The organism is Dactylosporangium sp. McL0621, assembly GCF_049995355.1.
Taxonomy (GTDB): domain Bacteria; phylum Actinomycetota; class Actinomycetes; order Mycobacteriales; family Micromonosporaceae; genus Dactylosporangium.
The window spans coordinates 8620101-8643093 of record NZ_CP188259.1; the positions used below are offsets into that span (position 1 = coordinate 8620101).

The 22993-nt window shown below is 73.6% G+C and carries 27 protein-coding genes; 9 read left to right on the forward strand and 18 right to left on the reverse strand.

The window, feature by feature from the left end; translation table 11 throughout:
* Window positions 1-10: 10 nt before the first annotated feature.
* Window positions 11-1312, reverse strand: a complete 1302-nt coding sequence (locus tag ACPPVO_RS40810; RefSeq protein ID WP_426503931.1) for an MFS transporter — start codon at window positions 1310-1312, stop codon at window positions 11-13.
* A 1-nt stretch (window position 1313) separates the two neighbouring features.
* Complete coding sequence (locus tag ACPPVO_RS40815) at window positions 1314-1910, reverse strand: ArsR/SmtB family transcription factor (protein WP_426503932.1); 597 nt, start codon at window positions 1908-1910, stop codon at window positions 1314-1316.
* Between the two features lie 105 nt (window positions 1911-2015).
* Here ACPPVO_RS40815 and ACPPVO_RS40820 point away from each other — a divergent pair, with 105 nt between their 5' ends.
* Window positions 2016-2228 (forward strand): hypothetical protein, encoded by a 213-nt coding sequence (locus ACPPVO_RS40820; protein WP_426503933.1) that lies wholly within the window; start codon window positions 2016-2018, stop codon window positions 2226-2228.
* Between the two features lie 28 nt (window positions 2229-2256).
* On the forward strand, window positions 2257-3360 hold the full coding sequence (locus ACPPVO_RS40825) for a hypothetical protein (protein ID WP_426503934.1): 1104 nt from the start codon (window positions 2257-2259) through the stop codon (window positions 3358-3360).
* On the opposite strand, the gene ACPPVO_RS40830 is transcribed toward ACPPVO_RS40825, so the two are convergent.
* Window positions 3345-4580, reverse strand: coding sequence for an MFS transporter (locus ACPPVO_RS40830; RefSeq protein ID WP_426503935.1), 1236 nt, complete (start codon window positions 4578-4580; stop codon window positions 3345-3347). The two genes, ACPPVO_RS40825 and ACPPVO_RS40830, sit on opposite strands and share 16 nt — an antisense overlap.
* A gap of 42 nt (window positions 4581-4622) precedes the next feature.
* Between ACPPVO_RS40830 and ACPPVO_RS40835 the strand changes: the two genes are divergently transcribed.
* Complete coding sequence (locus tag ACPPVO_RS40835; RefSeq protein ID WP_426503936.1) at window positions 4623-5747, forward strand: ROK family protein; 1125 nt, start codon at window positions 4623-4625, stop codon at window positions 5745-5747.
* Here ACPPVO_RS40835 and ACPPVO_RS40840 read toward each other — a convergent pair.
* Window positions 5721-6074 (reverse strand): STAS domain-containing protein, encoded by a 354-nt coding sequence (locus ACPPVO_RS40840; protein ID WP_426503937.1) that lies wholly within the window; start codon window positions 6072-6074, stop codon window positions 5721-5723. The genes ACPPVO_RS40835 and ACPPVO_RS40840 overlap by 27 nt on opposite strands.
* A gap of 80 nt (window positions 6075-6154) precedes the next feature.
* Window positions 6155-6610 (reverse strand): ATP-binding protein, encoded by a 456-nt coding sequence (locus ACPPVO_RS40845; protein WP_426503939.1) that lies wholly within the window; start codon window positions 6608-6610, stop codon window positions 6155-6157.
* 117 nt (window positions 6611-6727) lie between these two features.
* On the opposite strand from ACPPVO_RS40845, the gene ACPPVO_RS40850 reads away from it, so the two are divergent.
* Window positions 6728-7270: a DUF6939 family protein gene (locus ACPPVO_RS40850; RefSeq protein ID WP_426503940.1), complete on the forward strand. Its 543-nt coding sequence runs from the start codon at window positions 6728-6730 to the stop codon at window positions 7268-7270.
* Between the two features lie 11 nt (window positions 7271-7281).
* Here the strand turns inward: ACPPVO_RS40850 and ACPPVO_RS40855 are convergent, their stop codons facing one another.
* A complete protein-coding gene (locus ACPPVO_RS40855; RefSeq protein ID WP_426503941.1) occupies window positions 7282-7662 on the reverse strand; it encodes a hypothetical protein in 381 nt (126 codons plus the stop codon).
* 26 nt (window positions 7663-7688) lie between these two features.
* Between ACPPVO_RS40855 and ACPPVO_RS40860 the strand changes: the two genes are divergently transcribed.
* Window positions 7689-8237 carry a YciI family protein gene (locus ACPPVO_RS40860; protein ID WP_426503942.1) on the forward strand — a complete coding sequence of 183 codons (549 nt, stop codon included), beginning with the start codon at window positions 7689-7691 and terminating at the stop codon, window positions 8235-8237.
* 18 nt (window positions 8238-8255) lie between these two features.
* Here ACPPVO_RS40860 and ACPPVO_RS40865 read toward each other — a convergent pair whose 3' ends face one another.
* Genes ACPPVO_RS40865 through ACPPVO_RS40875 form a run of 3 tightly spaced genes read right to left on the reverse strand, consistent with a single transcriptional unit; the run spans window position 8256 to window position 10133 of the window.
* Window positions 8256-8417, reverse strand: coding sequence for a hypothetical protein (locus ACPPVO_RS40865; protein ID WP_426503943.1), 162 nt, complete (start codon window positions 8415-8417; stop codon window positions 8256-8258).
* 32 nt (window positions 8418-8449) lie between these two features.
* The gene (locus ACPPVO_RS40870; RefSeq protein WP_426503944.1) at window positions 8450-9328 is read right to left on the reverse strand and encodes a fructosamine kinase family protein; all 879 of its coding nucleotides are present in this window, start codon (window positions 9326-9328) and stop codon (window positions 8450-8452) included.
* Window positions 9329-9347: 19 nt separating this feature from the next.
* Window positions 9348-10133 carry a GNAT family N-acetyltransferase gene (locus ACPPVO_RS40875; RefSeq protein ID WP_426503945.1) on the reverse strand — a complete coding sequence of 262 codons (786 nt, stop codon included), beginning with the start codon at window positions 10131-10133 and terminating at the stop codon, window positions 9348-9350.
* Window positions 10134-10195: 62 nt separating this feature from the next.
* Here ACPPVO_RS40875 and ACPPVO_RS40880 point away from each other — a divergent pair, with 62 nt between their 5' ends.
* Complete coding sequence (locus ACPPVO_RS40880) at window positions 10196-11086, forward strand: SDR family oxidoreductase (RefSeq protein WP_426503946.1); 891 nt, start codon at window positions 10196-10198, stop codon at window positions 11084-11086.
* A 3-nt stretch (window positions 11087-11089) separates the two neighbouring features.
* Window positions 11090-12058 (forward strand): helix-turn-helix transcriptional regulator, encoded by a 969-nt coding sequence (locus ACPPVO_RS40885; protein ID WP_426503947.1) that lies wholly within the window; start codon window positions 11090-11092, stop codon window positions 12056-12058.
* A gap of 12 nt (window positions 12059-12070) precedes the next feature.
* Here the strand turns inward: ACPPVO_RS40885 and ACPPVO_RS40890 are convergent, their stop codons facing one another.
* Complete coding sequence (locus ACPPVO_RS40890; protein WP_426503948.1) at window positions 12071-12463, reverse strand: hypothetical protein; 393 nt, start codon at window positions 12461-12463, stop codon at window positions 12071-12073.
* A 52-nt stretch (window positions 12464-12515) separates the two neighbouring features.
* Window positions 12516-13019, reverse strand: coding sequence for an FBP domain-containing protein (locus ACPPVO_RS40895; protein ID WP_360372189.1), 504 nt, complete (start codon window positions 13017-13019; stop codon window positions 12516-12518).
* A 184-nt stretch (window positions 13020-13203) separates the two neighbouring features.
* Here ACPPVO_RS40895 and ACPPVO_RS40900 point away from each other — a divergent pair, with 184 nt between their 5' ends.
* Both ACPPVO_RS40900 and ACPPVO_RS40905 read left to right on the forward strand, forming a co-directional pair.
* On the forward strand, window positions 13204-14043 hold the full coding sequence (locus ACPPVO_RS40900) for a YunG family protein (protein ID WP_426503949.1): 840 nt from the start codon (window positions 13204-13206) through the stop codon (window positions 14041-14043).
* A gap of 502 nt (window positions 14044-14545) precedes the next feature.
* On the forward strand, window positions 14546-16006 hold the full coding sequence (locus ACPPVO_RS40905) for a DNA polymerase ligase N-terminal domain-containing protein (protein ID WP_426503950.1): 1461 nt from the start codon (window positions 14546-14548) through the stop codon (window positions 16004-16006).
* A 1-nt stretch (window position 16007) separates the two neighbouring features.
* Here ACPPVO_RS40905 and ACPPVO_RS40910 read toward each other — a convergent pair whose 3' ends face one another.
* The 7 genes from ACPPVO_RS40910 to ACPPVO_RS40940 form a co-directional block, all read right to left on the reverse strand.
* Window positions 16008-16550 (reverse strand): GNAT family N-acetyltransferase, encoded by a 543-nt coding sequence (locus ACPPVO_RS40910; RefSeq protein ID WP_426503951.1) that lies wholly within the window; start codon window positions 16548-16550, stop codon window positions 16008-16010.
* Between the two features lie 80 nt (window positions 16551-16630).
* The gene (locus ACPPVO_RS40915) at window positions 16631-16909 is read right to left on the reverse strand and encodes a GlsB/YeaQ/YmgE family stress response membrane protein (RefSeq protein ID WP_426503952.1); all 279 of its coding nucleotides are present in this window, start codon (window positions 16907-16909) and stop codon (window positions 16631-16633) included.
* A gap of 1209 nt (window positions 16910-18118) precedes the next feature.
* Window positions 18119-19255 (reverse strand): ARPP-2 domain-containing protein, encoded by a 1137-nt coding sequence (locus ACPPVO_RS40920; RefSeq protein ID WP_426503953.1) that lies wholly within the window; start codon window positions 19253-19255, stop codon window positions 18119-18121.
* The gene (locus tag ACPPVO_RS40925; protein ID WP_426503954.1) at window positions 19252-20649 is read right to left on the reverse strand and encodes a hypothetical protein; all 1398 of its coding nucleotides are present in this window, start codon (window positions 20647-20649) and stop codon (window positions 19252-19254) included. The genes ACPPVO_RS40920 and ACPPVO_RS40925 overlap by 4 nt, the downstream gene beginning before the upstream one ends.
* Window positions 20650-20825: 176 nt before the next feature.
* The gene (locus ACPPVO_RS40930) at window positions 20826-22010 is read right to left on the reverse strand and encodes a hypothetical protein (protein WP_426503955.1); all 1185 of its coding nucleotides are present in this window, start codon (window positions 22008-22010) and stop codon (window positions 20826-20828) included.
* Complete coding sequence (locus ACPPVO_RS40935; protein ID WP_426503956.1) at window positions 22010-22561, reverse strand: SigE family RNA polymerase sigma factor; 552 nt, start codon at window positions 22559-22561, stop codon at window positions 22010-22012. The genes ACPPVO_RS40930 and ACPPVO_RS40935 overlap by 1 nt, the downstream gene beginning before the upstream one ends.
* 74 nt (window positions 22562-22635) lie before the next feature.
* On the reverse strand, window positions 22636-22857 hold the full coding sequence (locus ACPPVO_RS40940) for an SCO4848 family membrane protein (protein ID WP_360372158.1): 222 nt from the start codon (window positions 22855-22857) through the stop codon (window positions 22636-22638).
* Between the last annotated feature and the right edge of the window lie 136 nt (window positions 22858-22993).

The window sequence follows — 22993 nt, forward strand, 5'->3', positions numbered from 1 at the left end:
CCGAGACCGCCTACGCCTTCATGCCGTCGCTCGTGCGAGTGGTCCTCGATGCGATGGTCATTCGGGCGTTGGTTGACGGTTGAGGGGTCGGGCTGGTTGCTCGCGTCAGGAACAGCAGCATGAGTGCGCCGGCGGCGCAGTAGCCGACGCCCTGGACGGCGATGACGGGGATGATGCCGAGCCGGTCGCCGAGGGCGCCGGCGGCGAGTGTCCCGGCGAGCATCGCGGCGCCTTGGATCGCGTTGGCGAGGCCGAAGATCCGCCCGCGGTGAGCGTCGTCGGTGGTGGTCTGGAGCAGGGTGAACAGGCCGGTGACGGTGAGGGCACCGGGCAGTCCGACGGCGATCATGATGGCAAACGCCGGCCAGAGCGCCTGGGTCCGGAGCGGGTAGAGGAACAGCACCAGATCCAGCCCGCCGAAGGCGAGGGCGCCGTAGCCGAGCAGGTGGCGTGGCGAGAAGCGGCTTCCGGCGGCGGCGACGGCGATGCCGCCGATGATGCCGCCGGCGGCCTGGCTGGACAGGATCAGCCCGTAGATTCCGGCATCGCCGTGCAGAATGTCGCGGACGAACGGCGCCATGAGGGTGCCCATGACGGCCTCGCCCGCTCCGGTGATCAGCACGAAGAGCAGGAGGAGGCGCAGCGCCGGGTGGTGCGTGGCGATCCGCGCGCCTCGGGTGAGCTCGCGGATCGCATGGTGCGCCGGCGCCGGCGCCGGCCGAGACGCGGGACCGGGCCTGTGGCGAATCAGGGCCAGGATCGCCGCGGCGACGGCGAAGCTGGCCATGTCGATGAGGGTCAGTGCCGTAATGCCGCCCAGCCCGGCGGCGAGACCGCCGAGCGCGGCGCCGGCCAGTCGCGCGATGTCGCGGTTCTGCCCGTTGAGCGCGTTGGCGGTCACGAGCTCCGGCGACGGCACCGTGCGGGGCATCATGGCGGCCTCGGCGGTGATGAAGAACTGAGCGAGGCTGCCCTGTGCGACGGTGACCAGGTAGACGATCCAGACCTGGTCCCTACTGTGGACGGCGAGGAGCGGCAGCAACCCGGCGGCCAGGAGCAGGTTGGTGACGATCATGGTGCGGCGGCGGTCCCACCGGTCTGCGTAGACCCCGGCGAGCGGGCCGAACGCGATCTGCGGGAGCAGGGAGGCCAGCAGGGTGGTGGCCGAGGCGAGGGTGGAGCCGGTCAGCGCGTAGACGTGGTAGGCCAGGCCGGTGCGCAGGACCCAGTCACCGATCAGCGACAGGAGCCCGGCCGACAGCAGCAGCCGCAGGTCGCGGTAGCGGGTCAGCACCCGCCACAGCGTGCGCATCTCAGCCGCCGGTGGTAGTCGGCTCGACCGGGACGCTGATGAAGGTCAGGTTCACCGGCTGGGCGTCGGCGGGTCGGGCGACGTGTTCGCCCAGGCGGCGCCGTTCGACGAGCGGCGCGATCAGGGCGTCCAGCGCCTCGTGCAGCTCGGTGAACTCGTCGACCGTCAGGTAGACCAGGCTCTGGCCGACGCCGGCGTTGCGCTGCCACCGCGGGTCGTACTGGTCGCGACGGCGGTGCCACGCGGCGAGGTGTTCGACGCCGCGCTCGGCCACCATCTGGTCCAGGACGTCGACGGCGGCACTGACTTCGTCCTGTCCGGCCCGTGCCGCCGCGTATGACGTGGCGGTGACCTGCCACGGATGGTCCCGGTTGCTGGCGGTGTCGGCCGGTTCGACAAAGCCGTACTTGGCGAGCTGGCGCAGGTGGTGGGAGGCCAACGCCTGGCTGACGCCCAGCTGCCGGGCCGCCTGCGCCGCGGTTGTCGGGCCCTGCCGACCGACCAGCTCGTGCAGCTTGAGCCGAAGTGGGTGGGCCAGCGCCCGGATGGTCACCGGGTCGTCCAGGATTCGCCGCGTGTGGCGAGATTCCAAAGACATGCTTGGAGTGTGTCGCCACCGTCCCGACAATGTCAAGCAGATGCTTGGAATCACACTTGTCGATCTTGCCTTTGCGCAGGTCAGATGGCGAAGTAGCCTCGCGGTATGAAGGTCATCGGCGCGATGCAGACGCCCGGCGGCGACTGGCGCGTCGAGGTCGTGCGGCATCCGAGCGGCTCGCGGTGGTACCGGCTGATCCATCGCGACAACACCGTCGACTTTTTGACGATCGGGCGGGTCGCGGAGCTGTTGTCGCAGGCCGGGGTCGACATGGGCGAGCTCACGGAGGTGGACGCCCCCTCCGCACGCGCGAGCTGAGGTGGCCACCGGGCGTTACCTTGTGGTGGTGTCCGATCCCCAGTTACCCGGTTTCCTGACGCGCCTTCGCGCGGGGCTGGCCGGCGAGCGGGACACGGTCTACCTGGAGGCTCTGCGCGCGGCCGGCCGGGCGGCGTACGACGAGATCCTCGCCGCCGACACGCTGCGCGAACAGCTGCCGAGCCTGTGGAACGCGCCCCCGGCGGCGACGAGCCAGCTGCTGGCCGCGTGGAACGCGTTCGTGCTGCAGACCCTCGGCGAGACGTTCCTCGACGCCGACTACGCGGCGCGGCCGGGCACCGCCGGCTACGTGCCGCCCGTCACCTACGACCAGGCGGCCGCCTGGCTGCACGCCGTCGGCGACTGGGTGTCGCGGGCCCGGCAGGCGCGGGCCAACCCGGAGTACGACATCGCGATGCACACGGTGCTGCCCGCGCCCCTGCCGGCGTGGGCGGAGGTGGCCACGTGTCCGCCCGAGCACCTGACGGCGCTGCAGGCCGCGGTGGCGCCGGTGCGCGAGCACGTCGAGGTGGCCCTGCATGCGCTCGTGAAGACCGGGGTGCCGCCGCAGTACGAGTCCGCCGTCAACCGGCTGCGCCAGGACACCGCGGCGGCGTCGGCGGCCGTGGACTACGCGGCCGGGCTGCGCACCGGGCGCCACCACGCGGGCCTGCACGAGCTCATCGAGCAGAACCTCAAGCGCGCCCTCGAGCTGTGGTTCCGGGTCGGGCAGCTCGCCGCGATGCCGGCGCTGCTGGCCGGGCCGCGGTTCGACGTGTGGTGCATGACCGACCGGGCCACGCTGTCGCGCTGGAAGCAGGACCCGCACGCCCGGCTCGCGCTCGACGAGATGTGGCGCACGGACCCCAACCCGGCCGCGACCCTGGCGATCCAGGCGCAGATCGACACGTGCCTGCAGACGGGCGACCTGTGGTACCACGTGCCGGCGGCCGGCGACACGTGCTACTTCGAGCCGCCGTTCTCGCCGCTGTACGAGGTCCGCCGCCCGGTGCGCATCTACGGCGTGTCGATGCGGGCCGGCACCCAGTTCGCGGTGCGCGGCGGCGCGGCCCGGGGCCTGGTCCTCGGCCCGTTCCGGCCCACCCAGCGGGTCCGCTACCGAGCCGGCTGAAGTACGGCTTCGGGCTCCTCCACGGCCACGCGCCGCTCCAGCCGGAAGCTCACGACCGCCAGCCCGAGCCCGAGCACGCCGAGCCCCACGCCCACCCAGCTCGGCGCGACGTACCCCCAGCCGGCCGCGATCACCAGCCCGCCCAGGGCCGCGCCGAGACTGTTGGCGACGTTCATCGCCGACTGGTTGACCGCCGCCCCCATGAGCTGCGCGCCCGGCGCTACCCCGATGAGCCGCGACTGCAGCGCCGGGCCGAGGAACAGCCCGGCCGCGCCGATGAGGAAGGCGCCGGCGAACAGCGTGTACCGGTTGTGGGCGAGCACCGCGAACGCCGCCATGCTCACGATGAAGACGACGAACCCGGTCAGCAGGCTGCGGCGCAGGTTGCGGTCCGAGGCCCAGCCGCCGAGCGCGTTGCCGACCGTCATGCCCAGGCCGACCGCGACGAGCACCCACGGCACCGCGCCCGTCCCGAGCCCGGACACGTGCGTGGTCACCGGCGCGATGTAGCTGTCGATGGCGAAGAACCCGCCGAAGCCCACGGCCGCGGTGACCGCGACGAGCCACACCTGCGGCTTGCGGAACGCCCGCAGCTCGGCGCGCGGCGAGCCGGCCGGGTCGGCGTGCTGGTGCGGCACGGTGAGCGCGACGAAGACCAGGGTCAGGGCGAACATCGCGGCGATCGCGAGGTACGCCGTCCGCCACCCTGCGGCCTGGCCCAGCCGCGTGATGAGCGGGACACCGAAGACGTTCGCGGCGGTGAGGCCGCCGAGCACCGCGGCGAAGCCCTTCGCCTGGCTGCCCGGGCCGAGGATGGCCGCCGCGACGAGCCCGGCCGCGCCGAAGTAGGCGCCGTGGGGCAGGGCGGCCACGAACCGCGCGACCAGCACCAGTCCGAAACCAGGAGCAAGAGCCGATGCGACGGTACCGGCGGTGAAGAGCCCCAGCAGCCCGACGACAAGCGTCTTGCGGGGCAGCCGCGCGGTCAGGGCCGCGATCGTGGGCGCGCCGACGACAACGCCGAGCGCGTACGCGGTGATCATCCAGCCCCCGTGCGCCACGGCCCGGGCGGGCGAGTCGGCGTACAACCGCGGCAGGAGGTCCTGGGAGATGTCGGGCAGCAGACCCATGGCCACGAACTCGGTCAGGCCGATGCCGAAGCCGCCCAGGGACAGGGCCGTCAGCGCGGTCCAGCGGCGCACCGCGGTGAGGTCGTCCATGCGCGACAGTTTAGCAACAGTGTTGCGTTATAGACTGTGGTCGTGGACACGCCCGGCGCCGGCCTCGGCTACCTGCGCGGCTACAACGACGCGCTCGTGGTCGGCCTCGCCCGCACGACGCCCGAGTTCGACCGCGCCTCGATCGCCGCCGCGACCGGTCTCACCCCGCAGGCCGTGTCGAAGGTGCTGGCCCGGCTGGCCGGCGACGGGCTGATCGAGCCGGCCGGGGTGCGCCGCCGCGGGGTCGGCAAGCCGGCGACCATCTACCGGATCGTGGCCGCGAGCCGGTACGCGATCGGCGTGCACGTCGCCCGCACCCGCGTCCGGCTGGTCCTCACCGACCTGCTCGGCACGGTGGTGGCCGGGGCGCAGGCGCCGCTGCCGGACGACTTCACGCCCGGCGAGCTGCTCGACGCCGTGGACTCCGCGCGCGCGGAGCTACTGCGGGACCGGCCCGCCGACCCGGCGCGCATCGCCGGGCTCGGGCTCGGCATGGTGGGGCCGCTCGACCACGCCAACGGGATCGTGCGCGACGCCCACCGGCTCCGGCACTGGCACGACGTGCCGCTGCGGGAGGTCGCGGCCCGGCGCCTCGGCCTGCCGGTACACCTGGACAAGGACGTGACCGCGGGCGTGACGGCGGAGGCCTGGCGGCGCGGCCGCGACTTCCGCGACGGGGTCCTCGTCATGGTCGAGTCCGGCATCGGGGCCGGGCTGTGGCTGGGCGGGGCCGCCTATCGCGGGGCGCACACGAACGCGGGCGAGTTCGGGCACACGGTCGTGCAGGTCGACGGCCCGCGGTGCGTGTGCGGGCGGCGCGGCTGCCTGGAGGTGCTGCACGAGGCGGCCGTCACCGCCGGGGACGTGCCCCGGGCGGCGCGGCTGCTGGCGGTCGGGGTGGTCAACCTGTTGCAGATCACCGACGTCGGGCACGTGGTGCTGGCCGGCGCCGACCTGCTGCGCCACCGCGGGGTCTACGTGGATGCGGTGGCTTCGGCGGTACGTCATGAGGTGCCCCGCGCCGACTGGCTCACGGTGTCGGTGTCCGTGTCGGCGCTGGGCGGCGACGTGATCGCGGCCGGTGCGGCGATGCAGGTGCTCAACGCCGCCTACGGCCTGCCGGTTCGGCCGGCCCGGGGGCTACTGGGCGGCGGCACCGGTGAGTGAGCTGTGGATCGTGAACACCCGGTCCAGGCCCGTGATCTGGAAGATGCGCAGCAGCCGCGCATGCGGGATGACGAGCTCGACGACGCCGCCGGACTCCGCGAGTCGCTTGTGCACGCTGATGAGCACGCCGAGCGTCGTGGAGTCGAGGAACCCGACGTCGCTGAGGTCGACGATCAGCGTCGTCGCGCCGTCGTCGACCACCTTGTGCAGGTAGGCGCGCAGCTCCGGGGCGGTGGCGACATCCAGCTCGCCGCTCGCCGTGACCACGGCGCGCGACCCCTCGACCGTCGAGGTGACCTGCATCGGCGTCCCGCCCCTTCTCCGCACGCCCCATCCTGGGCGTGGCTGCTGTCATGTGTATGTGCACTATCCGTACTTCCGGGCAAAGCATACGTCCGAACAGCGGATTACTCCCGTCCGGACGGGTCCCACTCGAGGTGTTTGCTGAAGCGCACCAGCGTCCCCGTGTCCTGGACCGAGACGACGTCGAGGCGCTCGACCACGGCGGCGAGCACCTGCAGGCCGCGCCCGCTCTCCTTGAGCCCCTCCGGCTCGGCGGCGGGCTCCACGGGCTCGACCGCCGGCACCAGGGCCGGGTCGAACCCGCCCCCGTCGTCGGTGACCTCGATCACGCATTCGCCGCCCTCCACCGACACGTCGATGTGGTAATCGCTGGCGAGACTGGCGTGGGACACGACGTTTCCGCACGCCTCGGTGAGGGCGAGCCGGATGTCGTCGCGGCACTCCTGGGTCACGCCGGCGCCGGCAAGGGCCCCGTCGAGGGTCCGGCGCGCGTCGCGGACCAGGGCGGCGTCACGGGGCAGTTCGAGCGAGAACTGCAGGCGCATATCGTGCTGCGGCACATCTTCCTCCTTCGTCGCGTCCACGGCGTACCCACCACACGCACACCGAAAACTGCCCGCCGTCCACGCGCTGGCCGGCGCCGGGAAAATGTCGTACCCCTCGGGCAGGATGCGGGTATGCAGATCCGGGTCGTGCACCACGGTCGCCGCACCGCCGCCGCGGCCACCGCCACCGTCGTCGACGTCACCTCGCGCGGCCCGCACCCCTGGGTCAGGTTCAGCCCGTTCTACCCCCACGGCGGCATCCCGGTCCCGTTGAGCCCGGGCGTGACCGGCACCTCCGTCGAGGCGATCTGGCAGGCGCTGAAGGTCTTCGAGTCGACCGGCGTGGACCGCACCCTGCTGCAGGCGACCCGCATGACCGGCCTCAAACGCACCGACCGCCGCTACGGCCGCGTCCTCGGCCACCGCGCCGGCCTCGACGGCTCCGGCCTGCTGGACTACGAAACCGCCCGGCGGCGCATCTACCTCCCGGCCTACCGCCACGTCCTCGACCACCACCTGTCGGCCGAGCTCGCCCAGCTGCGCCGGCTGGCCACCGCGGGCCCGCTCGCCCTGCTCGACTACACCACCAACGACGACGTCGCCGACCTGTCCAAGCCGCTCTCGCACGCCGCCCTGATCCGCCTACACCTGCTCGGCGAGTGGCCCGGCGGGTGACCGGCGCCGGCTCAGTTGCCGTCGTTGGTGCGGGTGCCGGTCCCGTGCGGGCAGCGGCCGCTGTTGATGACGGTGCCGGTGATCGCGTCCAGCAGGACGAACGTGTCGTTCTGCACGATGTTCAGCCGGCCCCCGGGGATCGGGGTGCCGGTGCAGAAGCTGGGGAGCGGGACCGTCCGGCCCGCGCTGACCAGGCTCGGCGTCGCGCCCGGGGGCAGCCCGACGGCGAGCGCCAGCGCGAGCATGACCAGGACCCGGACCGCGGGCGTGCGGCGGCCCATGGCCGGCCGGCCCGGGCGCGCCGCGGCCGGGGCGGGGGTGCCGCGCCCGGCCGCGCCCGCATCGTCGTCGAGGTCGATGACGATCGCGGGCTGGGCGGGGCTCCGTTCCATCAACGTCGAGCTTAGCCTTGGAGGCCATGTTCTACTTCGTGTACTGCATCGACCGGCCCGGCTCCGCCGCGCTGCGGGGCGAGCTGACCGAGGCGCACTGGGCGTACATGGACGGCTTCGCGGGGCGGCTGCACGCGCGGGGGCCGACGCTGACCGTCGACGGCGAGACCGCCACGGGGAGCCTGCACGTCGTCGACCTGCCCTCGGACGCGGCGGCGCGCGAGTTCGGGGAGCTGGAGCCGAACTGGCGGGCCGGCGTGTACGCGGCGATGGAGGTGTACCGATTCGAGGATCTGCTCGGGCGGTCGATGTGGGACTTCCGCGGGCCGGAGGGGCCGCGGTTTCTCGTGGTGGCGCTGGGGGACGGCGACGCCGGGGGGATCGACCGGGACCAGGACGGGCTCATCGTGCTCGGGCGGCTGCGGGCGGTCGGAGACGGAGGGCCGGTCGGAGTCGCGGCCTGCGTTCAGGCACCGGATGACCGTGCTGCGGCCATGATGCTGGCCGGGTTCGAGGCGCGGGAGGTCTCCGTCCGGCCCTGGCGCTTCGGGGGACGGCCGGCCGCCGCGGAGTAGCGGTCACGGGACGCCGGTTCAGCGGGCGAACTCGCCGACCACGGCGGCCGGGGTCGACGTGTAGGCGTCGGCCGCGGCCCGGGGGCAGAGGGCCTGGGCGGCCGGGCCGCCGTGGCCGTCCAGCCGGGGCCACAGCGGCTCCTGCAGGCCGCGGACGGTCAGGCCGGCCGCGAGGGCCACGCCTTCGGGTCGCGGTAGGCCATGGCGGCACGCTAGCGGAGCGAGGTCCGGAACGGTGCGGTGATTTCGCGCAGCATCGCCGCGGCGCCCCAGGTGTCGTCGCCGTGGGCGATGGTGCTCAGCAGCTCGCGGACGTACAGCAGGCGCATGCGGTCGCGCCAGCCGGGCGGGGGCGGGGCGAGCTCCTCGTAGGCGTCGAAGCACCGCCCCGACTCCGGCGGCCGCGGCGAGCACCACAGCATCGCCAGGTCGTTCTCGGCCCATCCGAAGGATACGGCAGGATCGATGACCGCCGGGGCCCCGTCGGCGGTGGCCAGCACGTTCTCGGTCCACAGGTCGCCGTGGGTCAGCACCGGCGCCGACACCGGGACGAGCTCGGGCAGGGCGGCGCAGCAGCGCTCCACGGCGGCCCGGTCGGCGGGGCTCAGCGCGGCCTCCACCTCCGGCTCGGCCAGCCAGCGCAGCACGCGGCGCTCGGCGAAGAAGCGGTGCCCGTCGACGTCCCAGCCGTTCTCCTGGCGCATCCGGCCCAGGAAGCCGTCGCGGTGCCAGCCGAACCGGCCCGCGGCGGCGTCGCGGGTGGACAGGTGCAGCGCGGCCAGCATCCGGCCGAGGCGCTCCCAGAACGCGTCCGCGGCCGGGCGCGGGAACAGGCGGGCCAGGATCAGCAGGGCGGGCGTGACCGCGTACACGTCGGGCACCGTCGCACCGCCCAGATCCCGCAGCGCCCGCAGGCCGTCGGCCTCGGTCTCGAACAGGCCGGGCACCGGGTCGGGCAGGGTCTTGGCGAACAGCGACGAGCCGTCCGCGAACCGGACCACGCCCCCGCGCGCGACGACCCCGCCGGTCGTCGCGGTCACGGCCGCGACCGGCATCCCGGCCTCGCGCAACCGCCGCCGGAGCAGATCCATGTGCGCAAATATAGCCTGCTCACTCGAACGAGCGGATGCCGCCGTCGGCCACCGGCTCGTAGCCCAGCCGCGTGTAGATGCGGTTCGACAGCGGGTTGGTCAGGTCGGTGTAGAGCACGCACCGCCGCGCGCCGCCGGCCAGGGCGTGCGCGGAGGCGGCGGCGACGCACGCGGAGGCGTATCCGCGCCCGCGCAGCTCCCGCGGGGTGCACACGGCGCTCAGTCGCACCACCCCGCCGAACGGCACGGTCAGCCACAGGAACGACACCGGCTCGCCGCCGACGCGCCAGAACCAGCACCGGCCCGGCACCGCGAGCCGCTTGTCGACGGCGGCCTCGGCGCCCTCGCCGCCGGTGCCGGTCTCCTCGCCGAACTCGCGCACCCAGGCGACGGCGATGTCGCGATCCGCCGCGGTCACGGGCGACAGCTCGCCGGGCACCCCGCGGGGCGGGACCAGCTCGCCGAGCGCGTACAGGCGGGTGCGCGTCACGACGGTACCGCCGCAGCGAAATGCTTCCACGTCCTCGTCGAGCCCGTCGGCCCGCAGCGGGCCGGCATCGCGCAGGTGCGCGCCGATCGCGGCCGCCCCGGCGGGCGAGCCGGAGGCCACGAACCAGGCGCGGCCGGGCGCCAGGAACGCGACGCCGTGCACGTCGCCGCCGCCGTCGCGGGCCAGCAGCAGCCGGGTCGCCGCCGGCAGCGGTCCACCGGACAGGACGGCACCCGGCACGGTGTTGCGCACCGGGTCGCGCAGGAGCCAGGGCAGCGCGGGCGCGGCATCGGCCGCGGAGGTGACGGTCAGCACGAGTTGGAAGTGTCGCAGAAAACCCGACGTACCTTGTCAGGGTTTTCTGCGACGTTGAGGGCATGACCACGAACCGCATCGCACTCGTCGCCGGGGCCACCCGCGGCGCCGGGCGGCAGATCGCCGTCCAGCTCGGCGCGCTCGGCGCCACCGTCTACTGCACCGGGCGCACCACGCGCGCCCGGCAGTCGGAGTACGGGCGGCCGGAGACGATCGAGGACACCGCCGACCTCGTCACCGCCGCGGGCGGCACCGGCATCGCGATCCCCGCCGACCACCTCGACCCCGCCCAGGTCCGCGCCGTCGTGGCGCGCATCGACGCCGAGCACGGCCGGCTCGACGTGCTCGTCAACGACATCTGGGGCGCCGAGGGCATGTTCGCGTGGGACAAGAAGCTGTGGGAGGACGACCTCGAGCGCGGGCAGCGGCTGCTGCGCCTGGCCGTCGACACCCACATCATCACCAGCCACGCCGCGCTGCCGCTGCTCGTGCGCCACCCGGGCGGGCTGGTCGTGGAGATGACCGACGGCACGGCCGAGTACAACCACCGGCGGTACCGTGTCTCCTTCTTCTACGACCTGGCCAAGGCCTCGGTGAACCGGATGGCGTTCGCGCTGTCGGAGGAGCTGAAGCCGGTCGGCGGCACCGCGGTGTCGGTCACGCCCGGCTTCCTGCGCTCCGAGCTCATGCTCGAGCACTTCGGCGTCACCGAGCCGGCCTGGCGCGACGGCATCGCCAAGGACGAGCACTTCGCGATGTCGGAGTCGCCGGTGTACGTCGGGCGCGGCGTCGCGGCGCTGGCCTTCGACCCGCAGAAGGCGCGCTTCAACGGGGCGTCGCTGTCCAGCGCCGACCTGGCCCGGGAGTACGGCCTGACCGACGCCGACGGCAGCGCGCCCGACTTCTGGCGGTACGAGCAGGGCGGCTTCACCCGGCCCGAGGACTACCGTTAGCCGGTGCGCGTCTCCCGGCTCATCTCGCTGGTGCTGCTGCTGCAGTCCGGCGGCCCGCGCACGGCGGCCGAGCTCGCCGGGCAGCTCGAGGTCTCCGAGCGCACGATCTACCGCGACATCCTGGCCCTGTCGGCCGCGGGCGTGCCCGTCTACGCCGAGCAGGGCCGGGCGGGCGGGTACCGGCTGCTGGACGGGTACCGCACCCGGCTCAACGGCCTCAGCCGCGCCGAGGCCGAGGCGCTGTTCCTGTCCGGGCTGCCGGGCCCGGCCCGCGACATGGGGCTCGGCGAGGCGCTCACGACGGCGCAGCTGAAGGTCGCCGCGGCGCTGCCCGACCCGCTGCGGGAGGCCTCGGCCCGCGCCCGGCAGCGCTTCCACCTCGACGCGCCCGGCTGGTTCCGCGACGCCGAGCCGCCGCCCGGGCTGGCCGGGCTCGCCCGGGCCGTCTGGGAGGACCGCGTCGTCGCGCTCACCTACGCCGGGCGCAAGGGCGAGGTGACCCGCACCGTGGCGCCGCTCGGGCTCGTCCTCAAGAACGGGGTCTGGTACCTCGTGGGCCGCGCCGATGCCACCCCGCGCACCTACCGCGTGGACCGGATCCGGTCCGCCACCGTCACCGACGAGCACTTCGGCCGCGACGACGCGTTCGACCTGCCCGCGTTCTGGGCCGAGCGCGCGGCCGAGTTCGAGCGGGGCGTACTGACCGCGACGGTGACGCTGCGGCTGAGCCCGCACGGCCGGCGGATGCTGCGGTTCGCGGTGGAGGCGGTCGCGTACCGGGACGCGTCCGACGGCGCCGGCCCGCCGGACGCCGACGGCTGGGTCACCGTCGAGCTTCCGGTCGAGTCGGTCGCGGTCGCGTACACCCAGATGCTCGCGCTCGGCCCCGACGCCGAGGTGCTGGCGCCGGCCGAGCTGCGCGCGATGCTCGCCGAGGCGGCGTCGCGCACCGTTGCCTTGTACCGGTCCTGACCGGTTGACGCCTCACGCGCTCGCGCGGGTCGCCATGCCGCGGGCCGCCGTCGTGCGGGTCGCGGCCCGGAGGCGGCGCTGGTGCGACAGCGCCGCGACCAGCAGGGCCCAGCCGTAGCCGCCGGCCGCGACCGCCCCCGCGCTCACCGTGCCGTGGAGCAGGAGCGCGCCCGTGCCGTACACCGTGAGCAGCCCGGCCGCGACCCACACCGCCGGCAGCGGAACCGCCGCCGCGGTGGGCCGGACCAGGGTCAGCAGCAGTGCCCACGCGGCCAGCGCCGCGCCGAGCACCACAGCCGTGCCGTACCAGGGCAGCCGGAATCCGGCCACGACGAAGGGCACGACCGCCAGGCAGCCCGCGTACGCGTACCAGCGCACGATGTTCGATGCTTCCCCGATCGCCATACCGTTCAGGCTCCCCCCGCCCGTTGTGACCAGGCTGAGGAAACCTGTGGATCTACTCAGCCGCCTCGGCGATCCGGTTCAGGAAGGCCGCGAGCTTGCCGTTGAGCCGGTCGACCTGCTCGGCGACGGTGAGCGTCTCGTCCAGCCGGCCGCCGATGTTCGGCTTGCGCAGCCCGCGGACGTACAGCGAGCAGCCGAGGTCGGAGCACAGGTACACGCCGACCGAGTCGCCGTTGCGCCCGGCCTTGCCCGTGCGGCGCCCGGTCATGAGCGACACGCCGTTGCCGGGGTGCACGGTGAGGCACAGCGAGCACATGTTGCGCGACATGAACCGCCGCTGCTGCTGGGCCACCCGCAGCGACAACGCGATCAGGCGCCCGCCGTGCTCGGCCGCGAGGTAGGAACGGTCGAGGGTGCCCGGGTCGCGCCAGCCCAGGAAGTCGAGGTCGTCCCACGGCCGCTCGGCGAGGTCGCGCGGGACGTGGGCGCGCTGCGCCTCGCCCTTGGAACAGTTGACGAAGGCGGCGCGGAGGCCGGGTTCGGTTACTGGTTGCACAGGGTCGACGGTACGACTCCCTAAAGCCCTTAGGCAACTCATTAAACCACTTAGGCTGCCGAAATGTCCGACACTCCGTGACGGACATTTCGGATTTATACCCTGGCCGGCGACTTATCGCGTTGCCAGGGGTGTTGACCAGCGGCGATGCGTTTTTGTCGTACCCCTCCGGCATGATGCGGCCATGTTGCTCCCCCTCCTGCTGCGCTCCTGGGGTCCCGAGACATGCGACCCGTCCGACCTCGCCGACTGGCACCCCGGCAACCCGTCCCGCGGGCAGTGCGGCGCGACCGCGCTGGTCGTGCGCGAGGTCCTCGGCGGCGACCTGCTCCTCGGCCGGGTCACGGCCGGCGGGGCCCAGGCCGGCCACCACTACTGGAACCGCCTCCCCGACGGCACCGAGCTCGACCTGACCCGTGATCAGTTCCGGCCCGGCGAGCTCGTCGGCCCGGGCACCGTCGTCGTACCGCCCGAGGGCCCGCCGTCACGCTGCCGCGGCCAGCACGCGATCCTGCGCCACCGCGTCCTCACGGGCCTGGGCCACCGGCCGGCGCCCGACCCGGCCGCCCCGCCGCTGCGGCTGGCGATGGCCCTGCTGGTCGACCCGGCGGGCGCGGTGCTGCTGCGCCGCCGCTCCCCCAGCACCGCCTTCGAGCCGGGCCAGTGGGCGCCGCCGGTCGCGGCCGTCCAGCCCGTCGACCCCGGCGACAACGCCTTCGCACGCCGCGGCCTGGCGGAGGAGGCCGCGCGGCGGGCCCTGGCCGAGGAGGCCGGCATCGAGTACGCCGAACGCCTGCACCACCACTGGCACGGCACCCTGCCCGACGTGACGGGCCGCGCCCCGCACGTGGAGCTCACGGTCCTCGCGGGTCGCCACGACCTCGGCGACGCGGGCATCCTGGCCGACGACCTGGCCGCCACGGACCTGTCCCCGACGGCCGCGGTGTGCCTGCAGGCCCTGATCAAAAGCAGCCGGGCGAGCCCCGTGCGCGCGGAGACGGGCCGCCGCTCGACGCCGGCGTGAGCGCGGGTCAGGTGCGCAGGGCGACGATGCCGGAGTAGTCGTGCACGGCGAAGACCCCGCCCGCGGCGACCGTCAGCGGGCCGGGGAGGCCCCGGCCCAGCATCGTCTCGCTCAGGCGGTGGCCGTCCTTCGCCGCGAGGGCCGGCAGTGGTGGTGGGCCAGAGCACGCGGTCCGCCGTCAGGGTCGGGCGGCCGAAGCCGGCCTCACCTTCGATGTCGTGCAACCAGGTCGGGGCGCCCGTTGTCGTCGAGCGGGCCTGGATCGTCGAGACCGCGCAGGTGTACGTGCAGTCGGAGCCCGTCGTCGTCAGGACCAGGCCGTTCGCGGCGCCGGTGTTGTCGCCCGCATTCGCGCCCGGCAGCGGGGCCTTCCCGCGCACCTTGCCCGTCAGGGCGAGGGCGCGCAGTTCGCCGGCGACGTTGCCTGACAGTACCCCCGTAATATCCGTTATGCGTCGACTATCCGTATCGCGAAACGCTTATGGCGCGCGACACTGGAGGGGTGTCCGAATTGCGGTTCGTGGTGCAGCTGCACCGGGCCCGGCGGCTCCACTACGACTTCCGGCTCGAGGTCGACGGGGCGCTCGTCAGCTGGGCGGTGCCGAAGGGGCCGACGCTCGACCCGAAGGTGCGCCGGGCGGCGTTCAAGGTCGGCGACCACCCCATGGAGTACGTCGCGTTCGAGGGCGTGATCCCGGCCGGCACGTACGGCGGTGGGGACGTCATCGTGTGGGACGCCGGGGACTGGGTGCCGTACAAGGACCCGGACCCCGCGGCCGCGCTGCGGGCCGGGGAGCTGCACATCGAGCTGCACGGGGAGAAGCTGCGCGGGCGGTTCGTCGTCGTACGGACCCGCGGCGACGAGTGGCTGCTGCTCAAGAAGCGCGACGAGCACGCCGCCGACGGGTGGGACCCGGCCGCGTATCCACAATCTGTCCTCAGTGGACGCACCAGCGACGAGGTGCGGGCCGACCCCGAGTGGGAGTGGCACTCGGACCTGCCCGCCGAGCGGGCCGCGGTCGCGCTCAAGGGCGATGCGGAGGAGCTCGCCGCGCTCGACGCGATCGGCGACAACGGCACCTGGGAGCTCTTCGGGCGCCGGCTGCGCGTCACCAACCTGGGCAAGGTGCTGTTCCCGGGGCGCGGCGGCGAGGAGGCCGTGACGAAGCGGGAGTTCCTGCGGTACACGGCGCAGATCGCGCCGACCGTGGTGCCCTATCTCGCCGGACGGGCACTCAACCTGCATCGATTCCCGAACGGTTCGGACTCGAAGGGCTTCTGGCACAAGGCGCTGCCGTCGCACGCGCCGGAATGGCTGCCGCGGTGGCGGGAGCCGGAGTCCGGTACCGAGTACCTGGTCGCCGACGAGGCCGCGGCGCTGGTGTGGGCGGCCAACCACGGCGGCCTCGAGTGGCACCCGTGGACGTCCAAGGTGGACCGTCCGGGCACCCCGACGTACGCCCTCGTCGACCTCGACCCCGGCCCCGGCACGGCCTGGGAGGATCTGCTCGTGCTGGCCCGGCTGCACCGCACCGCGTTCGAGCACCTCGGGGTCGCCGCGTACGCGAAGGTCACCGGACGGCGCGGCATCCAGATCTGGGTGCCGGTCGAGCGCGGGCCCGGGTTCGCCGAGACGCGGGCCTGGGTCGAGGGGCTGTCGCGCTCGATCGGCGCGGTGGTGCCCGAGCTCGTGAGCTGGGCCTGGGAGAAGGCCGAACGGGGCGGGCGGGCGCGGCTCGACTTCACGCAGAACGCGGTGAACAAGACGCTCGTGGCCCCGTACAGCCCGCGGCCCGCCCCGGGCGCGCCGGTCTCCGCGCCGATCGCCTGGGACGAGCTCGACGATCCCGCGCTGCGCCCGGACGCGTTCACCATTCGCTCGATCGGTGCACGACTGTCCACCCACGGCGATTTGTTTGCGGGTGTACTGCACACAAAGCAGTCCCTCCCGCCGCTGCACTGACTCAGTCGGGGTCGGTGCGCAGCTTCGCGTGCAGGTGTTCGTCGTGGCGCCGGCCGTCGCCGTACGGGTACGACTCCCGGAGAATGCCCTCGAGGGGGAATCCGGCGCCCTCGGCCACGCGGCACGAGCCTGGGTTGTCCACCGCGTGGCACAGCTCGATGCGGTGCAGCCCCACCACGTCGAACGCGAACCGGGCCGCGGCCCGCACCGACCGCGTGGCGATGCCCCGCCCGCGGGCGTCCGGCACCGTCCAGTAGCCGATCATGCCGTGGTCCAGCGTGGCGTCGACCCGCACCGAGACCGAGCCGAGCACCGGCCCGCCGTCCGCCGCGGCGACCACCCAGCCGACCCGCGCGCCGCTCGACCAGTCGGCGCGGTCGCGGATCCAGGCGTACACGTCGGTGCCGGCGGGCGGCGGGCTCCACTGCTGCAGCGGCGGGTCGGCGAACGCCGCGGCGACCGCGGGCGCGTCGGCGTCGAGGGGTGCGCGCAGCACCAGGTCCCCGAGCTCGATCGGGACGGGGTGCGCGGGGACGGCGGCCATAGCCCGGAACTGTACGCAGACACAACGATCCCCGGCCCGCACGGGCCGGGGATCGTGAGGTGGTACTGCGGCGTTACCGGTTACAGAGCCCGGCGACCGCGGCCGCTCAGGCCGGCGACCAGCGCCACACCGACCGCCGCGAGCAGGACCTGGACCAGCAGCTCGCCCCAGTCGACACCCGGGGTGTCGGTGGAGATGCCGATGGCGTGCGCAAGTACCGTGCCCAGCAGCGCGGCGATGACGCCGACGACCATCGTGACCAGGATCGACATGCTCTGCCGGCCGGGAACCACCAGCCGACCCAGCGCACCGACGATCAGACCGACGATGAGCGCCGTGATGATTCCGGTGACAGTCACTGCTCCTCCTCGAAAAGCTCGTTTTCTTGGTCGACTCATTGATGCCCCTGGGCGCGTCCGGCCAAACACGACTTCGATCGGGTGGCTTTCCGGGCAAACCGGCGGTGTGGCGGGTGCGTCCTGCCGAGACTGGTGGTACCGGAAGCGAAGCATGCGATCGCACAAGCTCACCGGCAGCCAGGTGACCTCCCCCGTTGGCCGTGGGGGACGGCACGACAGGGCGGTATGGCGCCGGCCGCACCCACGGCCCGCGACCGGCGCCATGCCCGACGTTCGGCGTGCCGGAACCGACATATGCACTGGCGGGGGACAAGTTCGATAAGTCGCGGCGCGGAGCGCCCGACTTATCGCGTCACCGTGCGGCGCACCGCACCACGAGCGGCCCCCACCGGTTCCCCCACCGCACCGCCCGCCGCACCACGAGCGGCCCCCACCCGTCCTCCCGGCGGCGCACCGCTGATCGCACCACGAGCGCGGGTTTACTTGGACGAGGGGCTGACAAACGACGCTCGGCCGATGGTGCGCGGGAGCCTCCGGCTCCCGCAACGTGTAAGCGTGGTTCCTTTTCGTTGTTGCCTGCGGTTATGCCTCTTGGCCGTGTTTTGCCGCCGGGTCCGTGCGGGTCGTCATTCGGTGGTCCCTGTTTTGTCTTGCGCTATTTGGAACGGGATCCTGTTTTCTGCCGTGATTTGGGATAATCGATATGTGTTGGGGCAGCGGGGGTTGTTCAGTCGGGCGGAAATTACTGCTATGTATGACGCTACTCGGCGGCGTAATTATTCGCCTGGTGGTGAGAAGTTTCGGAAGGAACACCAGCGGCATCGCGATTGGGGGCTTGCGCAGCGGCACGACAAGAAGCTCTGCGACCAGTTCGGCAGTGTCGAGGCGGCCGACGCCTACTTCGAGCAGCGGGCCCGGGAAGCCCTCGCGCCGAAGTCACCGGAACCGCCTGTTGAGCGGGCCGAGGAACCGGTCACGGTGGTCCCGCCGGTCGAGCAGGCCGCCGCTCCTGCGCCGCCGGAGGAGCAACCCGAGGTGCCCACCGGTGCCGAGAACGACGGCGATTCCGCGCCGCCGCGCAATACGCACGGCGCCCAACGGTCCGGGCCCCGCACGTCCATTCTGGCGCACTCTGGCACCACGATCGCACCGGCCCACGGTTTCGCCAAAATGCGGAACGGTCAACCCAGCCCGGCGCATTCTGCATTCTCAACCGTCGCGGCGTGGTGCGCGGGCGGCGTTGCGCGCTGCGTCCAGAATGTCGGGGCGCAGGAGGTAGCCGAAGCCCGCCCGGTCCAACCGCAGGGCCAGGCCCGGCCGGTCCGTGCCCAGTGCCGCCGCCGTGCGGTCCAGGGACCAGTCGTGTTCGGCCAGGCGCGACAGCAGGTGGCCCCGGCGGGCCTGGGCGGCCGAGAGGCGGTACGTCTTCAGGTACGCCACCGTGCCGTCCTCCGTCGTGATCGTCTCGCCGATGTGGTTGTCGGTGTCGGGGTTCATCGGGGGCAGGAAGCGCGACAGCGTGAAGCGGCCCATGCGGTACACCCGCAGGCTCGTCTGGGCCCGGACCGTGAACATCACGTCGTTGTGGAACGCCGCCCACTCGGAGCGGACGCGGGCGAGCTCGGCGCGCAGGTCGTCGACGGTGTGCACGCGCGCGGCGTTCACGGGCTGGTCGAAGCCGGGCACGGCCGGGTAGAGCTGGGTGTAGTGGTAGAGCAGCTCGCCGTAGAAGTCCTGCAGGAGCGTCGCGTGCAGGGCCCGGTAGTCGTCCGGGTGCGGGACGACGAAGGCGCTCGCGAGGGCGTCGGCCAGGTACACCGCGACCCCGCACTGTCCCGGGTGGACCTCGAACACGCGCAGGGCGTCGTCGAGCCCCTGCACCGCCGCGCCGCGGTAGGCCTCCTCGACGCGCGGGGAGAGGCCACGCGTGACGGCCGCGCGGGTCCACTCCTGCCAGGCGATCGGCGGGCCGCCGAACTGCAGGTTCAGGTAGCCCTCCAGGGCCAGGTGCAGCGGCAGGAACCGGAGCCGGTGGCGGTCCTCGCGGCGGGCCATGCGGCGGCGGAAGCGCAGGCCGGCGACGCGCGGCAGGCCCGGGTCGCGCGGGTCGAGCAGCTGGGTGCCGAAGGCGGCGGCCGGCGTACCGTCGCCCGTCCAGGATGCCACGAACGCGTGCGGAACGTAGGCCAGGTAGGCCGCGCGGCCGCCCAGGTCCACAATGGACAGCTCGTCGTCGTGCAGGCGGGCGTGCAGGCGCAGGTCGGTGATCGGCTCGTCGCGCAGCAGCGGCACGAGCCGCACCGCGCCCCACGTCTGCGCGGGGCCCGTGCGCAGGCCCTCGATCACGGCAGGAACCCTTCCACGAGGTCGTCCAGGAACACCTTCAAAGCAGCGAACGTGGCGGTACCCGTGGCGAAGCGCGCCAGCTCCACCAGCGCGGCGGCGTCCTCGGCGTCGCGCACGCCGACGGTGGGCACCGACGGCGCCAGGCGGCGCACGTCGAAGCCGTCGTACACCGGGTTGAGGTGCACGATCGACGTGTGCCCGGCCGGGTCGAGCCGCTGCCGCCAGACGCGCAGCACCTCGGCGGCCTGCCCGGGCGGCGCGTTGTCCCAGCCGTCCGAGACGACCACGAGCCGCTCCGGCCGCAGCGCGAGCGCGTCCAGGAGCCGCTCCCCCAGCGGCGTGGCGCCGAGCGGGTGCACGAGCAGCGGGTCGCCCTCGTGGTTGAGCCAGATGGTTCGGTACCGCGAAGCCAGCGCCTCCAGCAGGTAGTGCGCGGCGAGCGCGACGGCGAGCGGCCGGCGGCGCTTCACGGCCGAGCCCGACGCCGAGTAGCTGTCGTCGAGCAGCCCGACCACGTCGCCCCAGGTGCCGGCGCGGCGCCCGGCGGCCCGGCGCGCCGCGGCCCGCAGCGCCCCGGTGAGCTCCTCGCGCCGGCGGGCCCGCTCGGGGCGGGGCAGCGACAGCGCGTAGAGCGCGAGCCGGGTGAGCGGCACGCGGCGCAGATCCATCCCGCCGACGCCCTCGACCCCGGCGCCGGAGGTCTGCAGCCGCAGGCGCTCCAGCTCGGTGAGGCGCGGCGCGATCGCGCGCAGGAACTGGGCCCGGTCGTGGGTGCGCAGCCGGGTCGAGGCGAGACCCTCGGCGACGGTGTACGGCAGGTCGAACAGCGCCTGCTTGTCGTAGTGCGCGCGGCGCCAGGTCTCCAGGATCGGCGTGTCGTAGCGGGCGGGGCGGCGCCAGTCGAAGAGCACGGTGCCGACCTCGGCGGGCAGGCGCAGGTGCGCGTGGCCGGCCGCGGTCGCCAGGCCGCGGCGGTACTTCACGGCGTCGAAGGCGATGTCGGGCCGGGCCGCGACCCAGTCCCGCACGATCGCGCGGGTGCGCCGGTTGTTGATGCCCTCCGCGCGCAGGGTGGCCAGCAGGCGGTACACCCGCTGCGGCGCCATCCGCGCGAGCCGGGCCGCGATGAGCTGCCCTTCGCGGCGGCGCTGCGGCAGCGGTACCTCCCGGGCCGTGCGCAGCAGCCCGAGCACGATCGCCGCGGCGTTGCGCTCGTTGATGTCCAGGGCCAGGGTCGCGGCGTAGATCTCGCGGTAGTTGGTGCGCACGTAGTCGTGCAGGAACTCCAGCGAGAGCCGCGCCTCGCCGTAGAACTCGCGCTGCCCGGTCGCGGCGACGGCGGCGTTCACGAACATGACGACGTCCTCGCACGCGGTCAGCTCCGACAGCTCCACGGCCTCCCCCAACGGTGTCTTAGGAGCCGGTCGGGGAGTTCGACGCGCGAGCTGCGAAGCATCGCTTCAGAGGCGGGTTCCGGAAGTCGCACGGACAGTCCCGCGACCGGCGGCATCAATGTACCGCCGCAGGTACGGCCCCCGCCCTCGAGTTTCGGGCGGGGGCCGCCGAGCCCTCAGCGGAAGTCGGTCGCCGCAACCACCTGGCCGGCGGCGTCGTAGGCGACGGCCGACGGATTCCCCTTGACGCCCTGCACCCAGGCGACGTGCAGCCGCGGGTACGCGGTCCAGGCGGCCGAGCCGCGCGGCCCGCCACCCTCGCCGCCCATCTCCACCCGCGCCGCGGACCCGACGTAGATGCACGCCGTGACGCCCGCGCCGTCGACGGTGAACCGGCCCAGGTAGAAGCCCCCGGGGTCGGTCGGCGGCCGGCTCACCCAGGTGAGCACCTTGAGCGCCGTGACCGCACCGCCCGCGTCGCGGCGGCCGGCGTGCAGCAGGGCCGTGTGCTCGTCGCCGTCGAAGTACAGGACGAGCTCGCCGCCGTCGGGCAGGGCGATGCCGGTGCGCATCTGCTCGCCGATCGGCTTCGTGGTGTCGTCGCGGTTCACGACGGTGTCGGCCCGCTGGATGAGCGAGGGGTCGGACTGGGCCAGCTTCGTGCCGTTCGGCCCGTACGCGGTGAACACGGCGTCGGGCACCGCCGGGTTCGGCTCGGCGGTCGTGCCGGCCATCACCCCGCCGCGGCGGCTCCAGAACATCGTGCGCCCGGCGAGGCCCGGCACCGGCGCGGTGGTCGCGTCGGCGGTCTTCCCGCCGGCCGCCACCGTGACCCTGACGCCGTCGCCGCCCACCACGCCGTAGTCGAGGATGCCGCCGTGCCGGTCGTCGAGCTCGCCGATGAGGCCGAAACCCTTCGTCGGTACCCCCACCCAGGACATGGTTCGCAGCCGGCCGGTGCTCTCGTCGTACAGGCCGCCGCGGACGCCGTTGACCATGTCGTCGAGCCAGAGCACGAGCTCCTCGTGGTCGCCGAAGCGCAGGCCGGTGGCGACCATGTTCTCGGCGTGCACCGGGAACGACGGGTCCGGCGGGTAGGCCGAGACCGGGGCCGAGGTGAGCACCCGCGGGGTGACCGTGCTCCGCGCGTCGGGGGTCGGCGACGGGCCGGGCTCGGCCGGGCTGAGCGCGACGGCGCCGCCGGCGGCGAGCACGGGCGTCAGGGCCACGGCGATCCCGGCCAGGAACGTGCGGTGCCGGCGCCGGTTCGCGGCCCGCTTGACGTCGGCGAAGCTCAGCCGCGTGCTCTGCGGGGGGGCCGCGTCGGCCAGGGCGCGGCGCAGGTCGTCGGTCGTGTGCATCACTGCGCTCCCTGGTGGTGGACGATCGGGCTCAGGTCGGGGTCGACGCGCAGCTTGCGCAGGGCCCGCGCGCAGGCACTCTTGACCGTGCCCAGGGCGACGCCGAGTTCGGCGGCGGTCTGCTGTTCGGTGAGGTCGAGGTAGTACCGGCACACGATCACCGACCGCTCCCGCCGGGACAGGTGCCGCATGGCCCGGGCCAGGCTGGTGCGGTCCAGCGCGGCCTCGGCCGGGTCGGCGCCGTGCGCGACGCGCTCGGGCACCTGCGGCACCGGCCGTTCGCGCCGGCGCCTCCGCCGCCACCAGTCGCTGTGCAGATTGACCAGGATCCGGCGGGCGTACGCGTACGCGTCCCCGTCGTCGAGCCGCTCCCAGGCCGCGTACGTGCGCACGAGCGTGTGCTGGGTCAGCTCCTCGGCCTCGCCGGCGTCCCCGCTAAGCAGGTACGCGACGCGGTACAACCGCTGCGTCGCCCCGCCCATGAACGCCTGGAACTGCGTGTCCCGGTCGCCCCCGGGGTCCCCCCGCGGCGCCTCGATCGATCTTCGCATGTGCCGATCGCTCCTCCCCGTCGTGACCTTCGCCCTCCTCTACTGCGCAGGGGCGCGAAAGGTTCCGCGGGATCTCAGGAACGCCAGCCGCGCACCCCGAGCACGCCGACGGCGGTACCGACGGCCAGGGAGACCGCGATGAGCGCGGCGTGGACCCAGAAGAACCCGGTGGGGTGCCCGGCGACGTCCCAGGCCCGGTCGTCCTTCCAGATGGCGACGAGGAACCGGGGCCAGATCACCCAGTTCCAGACCCCGACGAGCACGAGAAAGACGGACCAGCGCCGCGACAACACCACTCAGGCAGTATGCCCAGGTCCTGTCCTGCCGATCATGCCGGCCTGCGCCGGGCCCAGATTCCCCCCTGCGCGCACCCCGCGACGGCCGGGTTACACCCCTCCGCGGGGCACGCAGGCGAAATCTGGACCTCGTCTC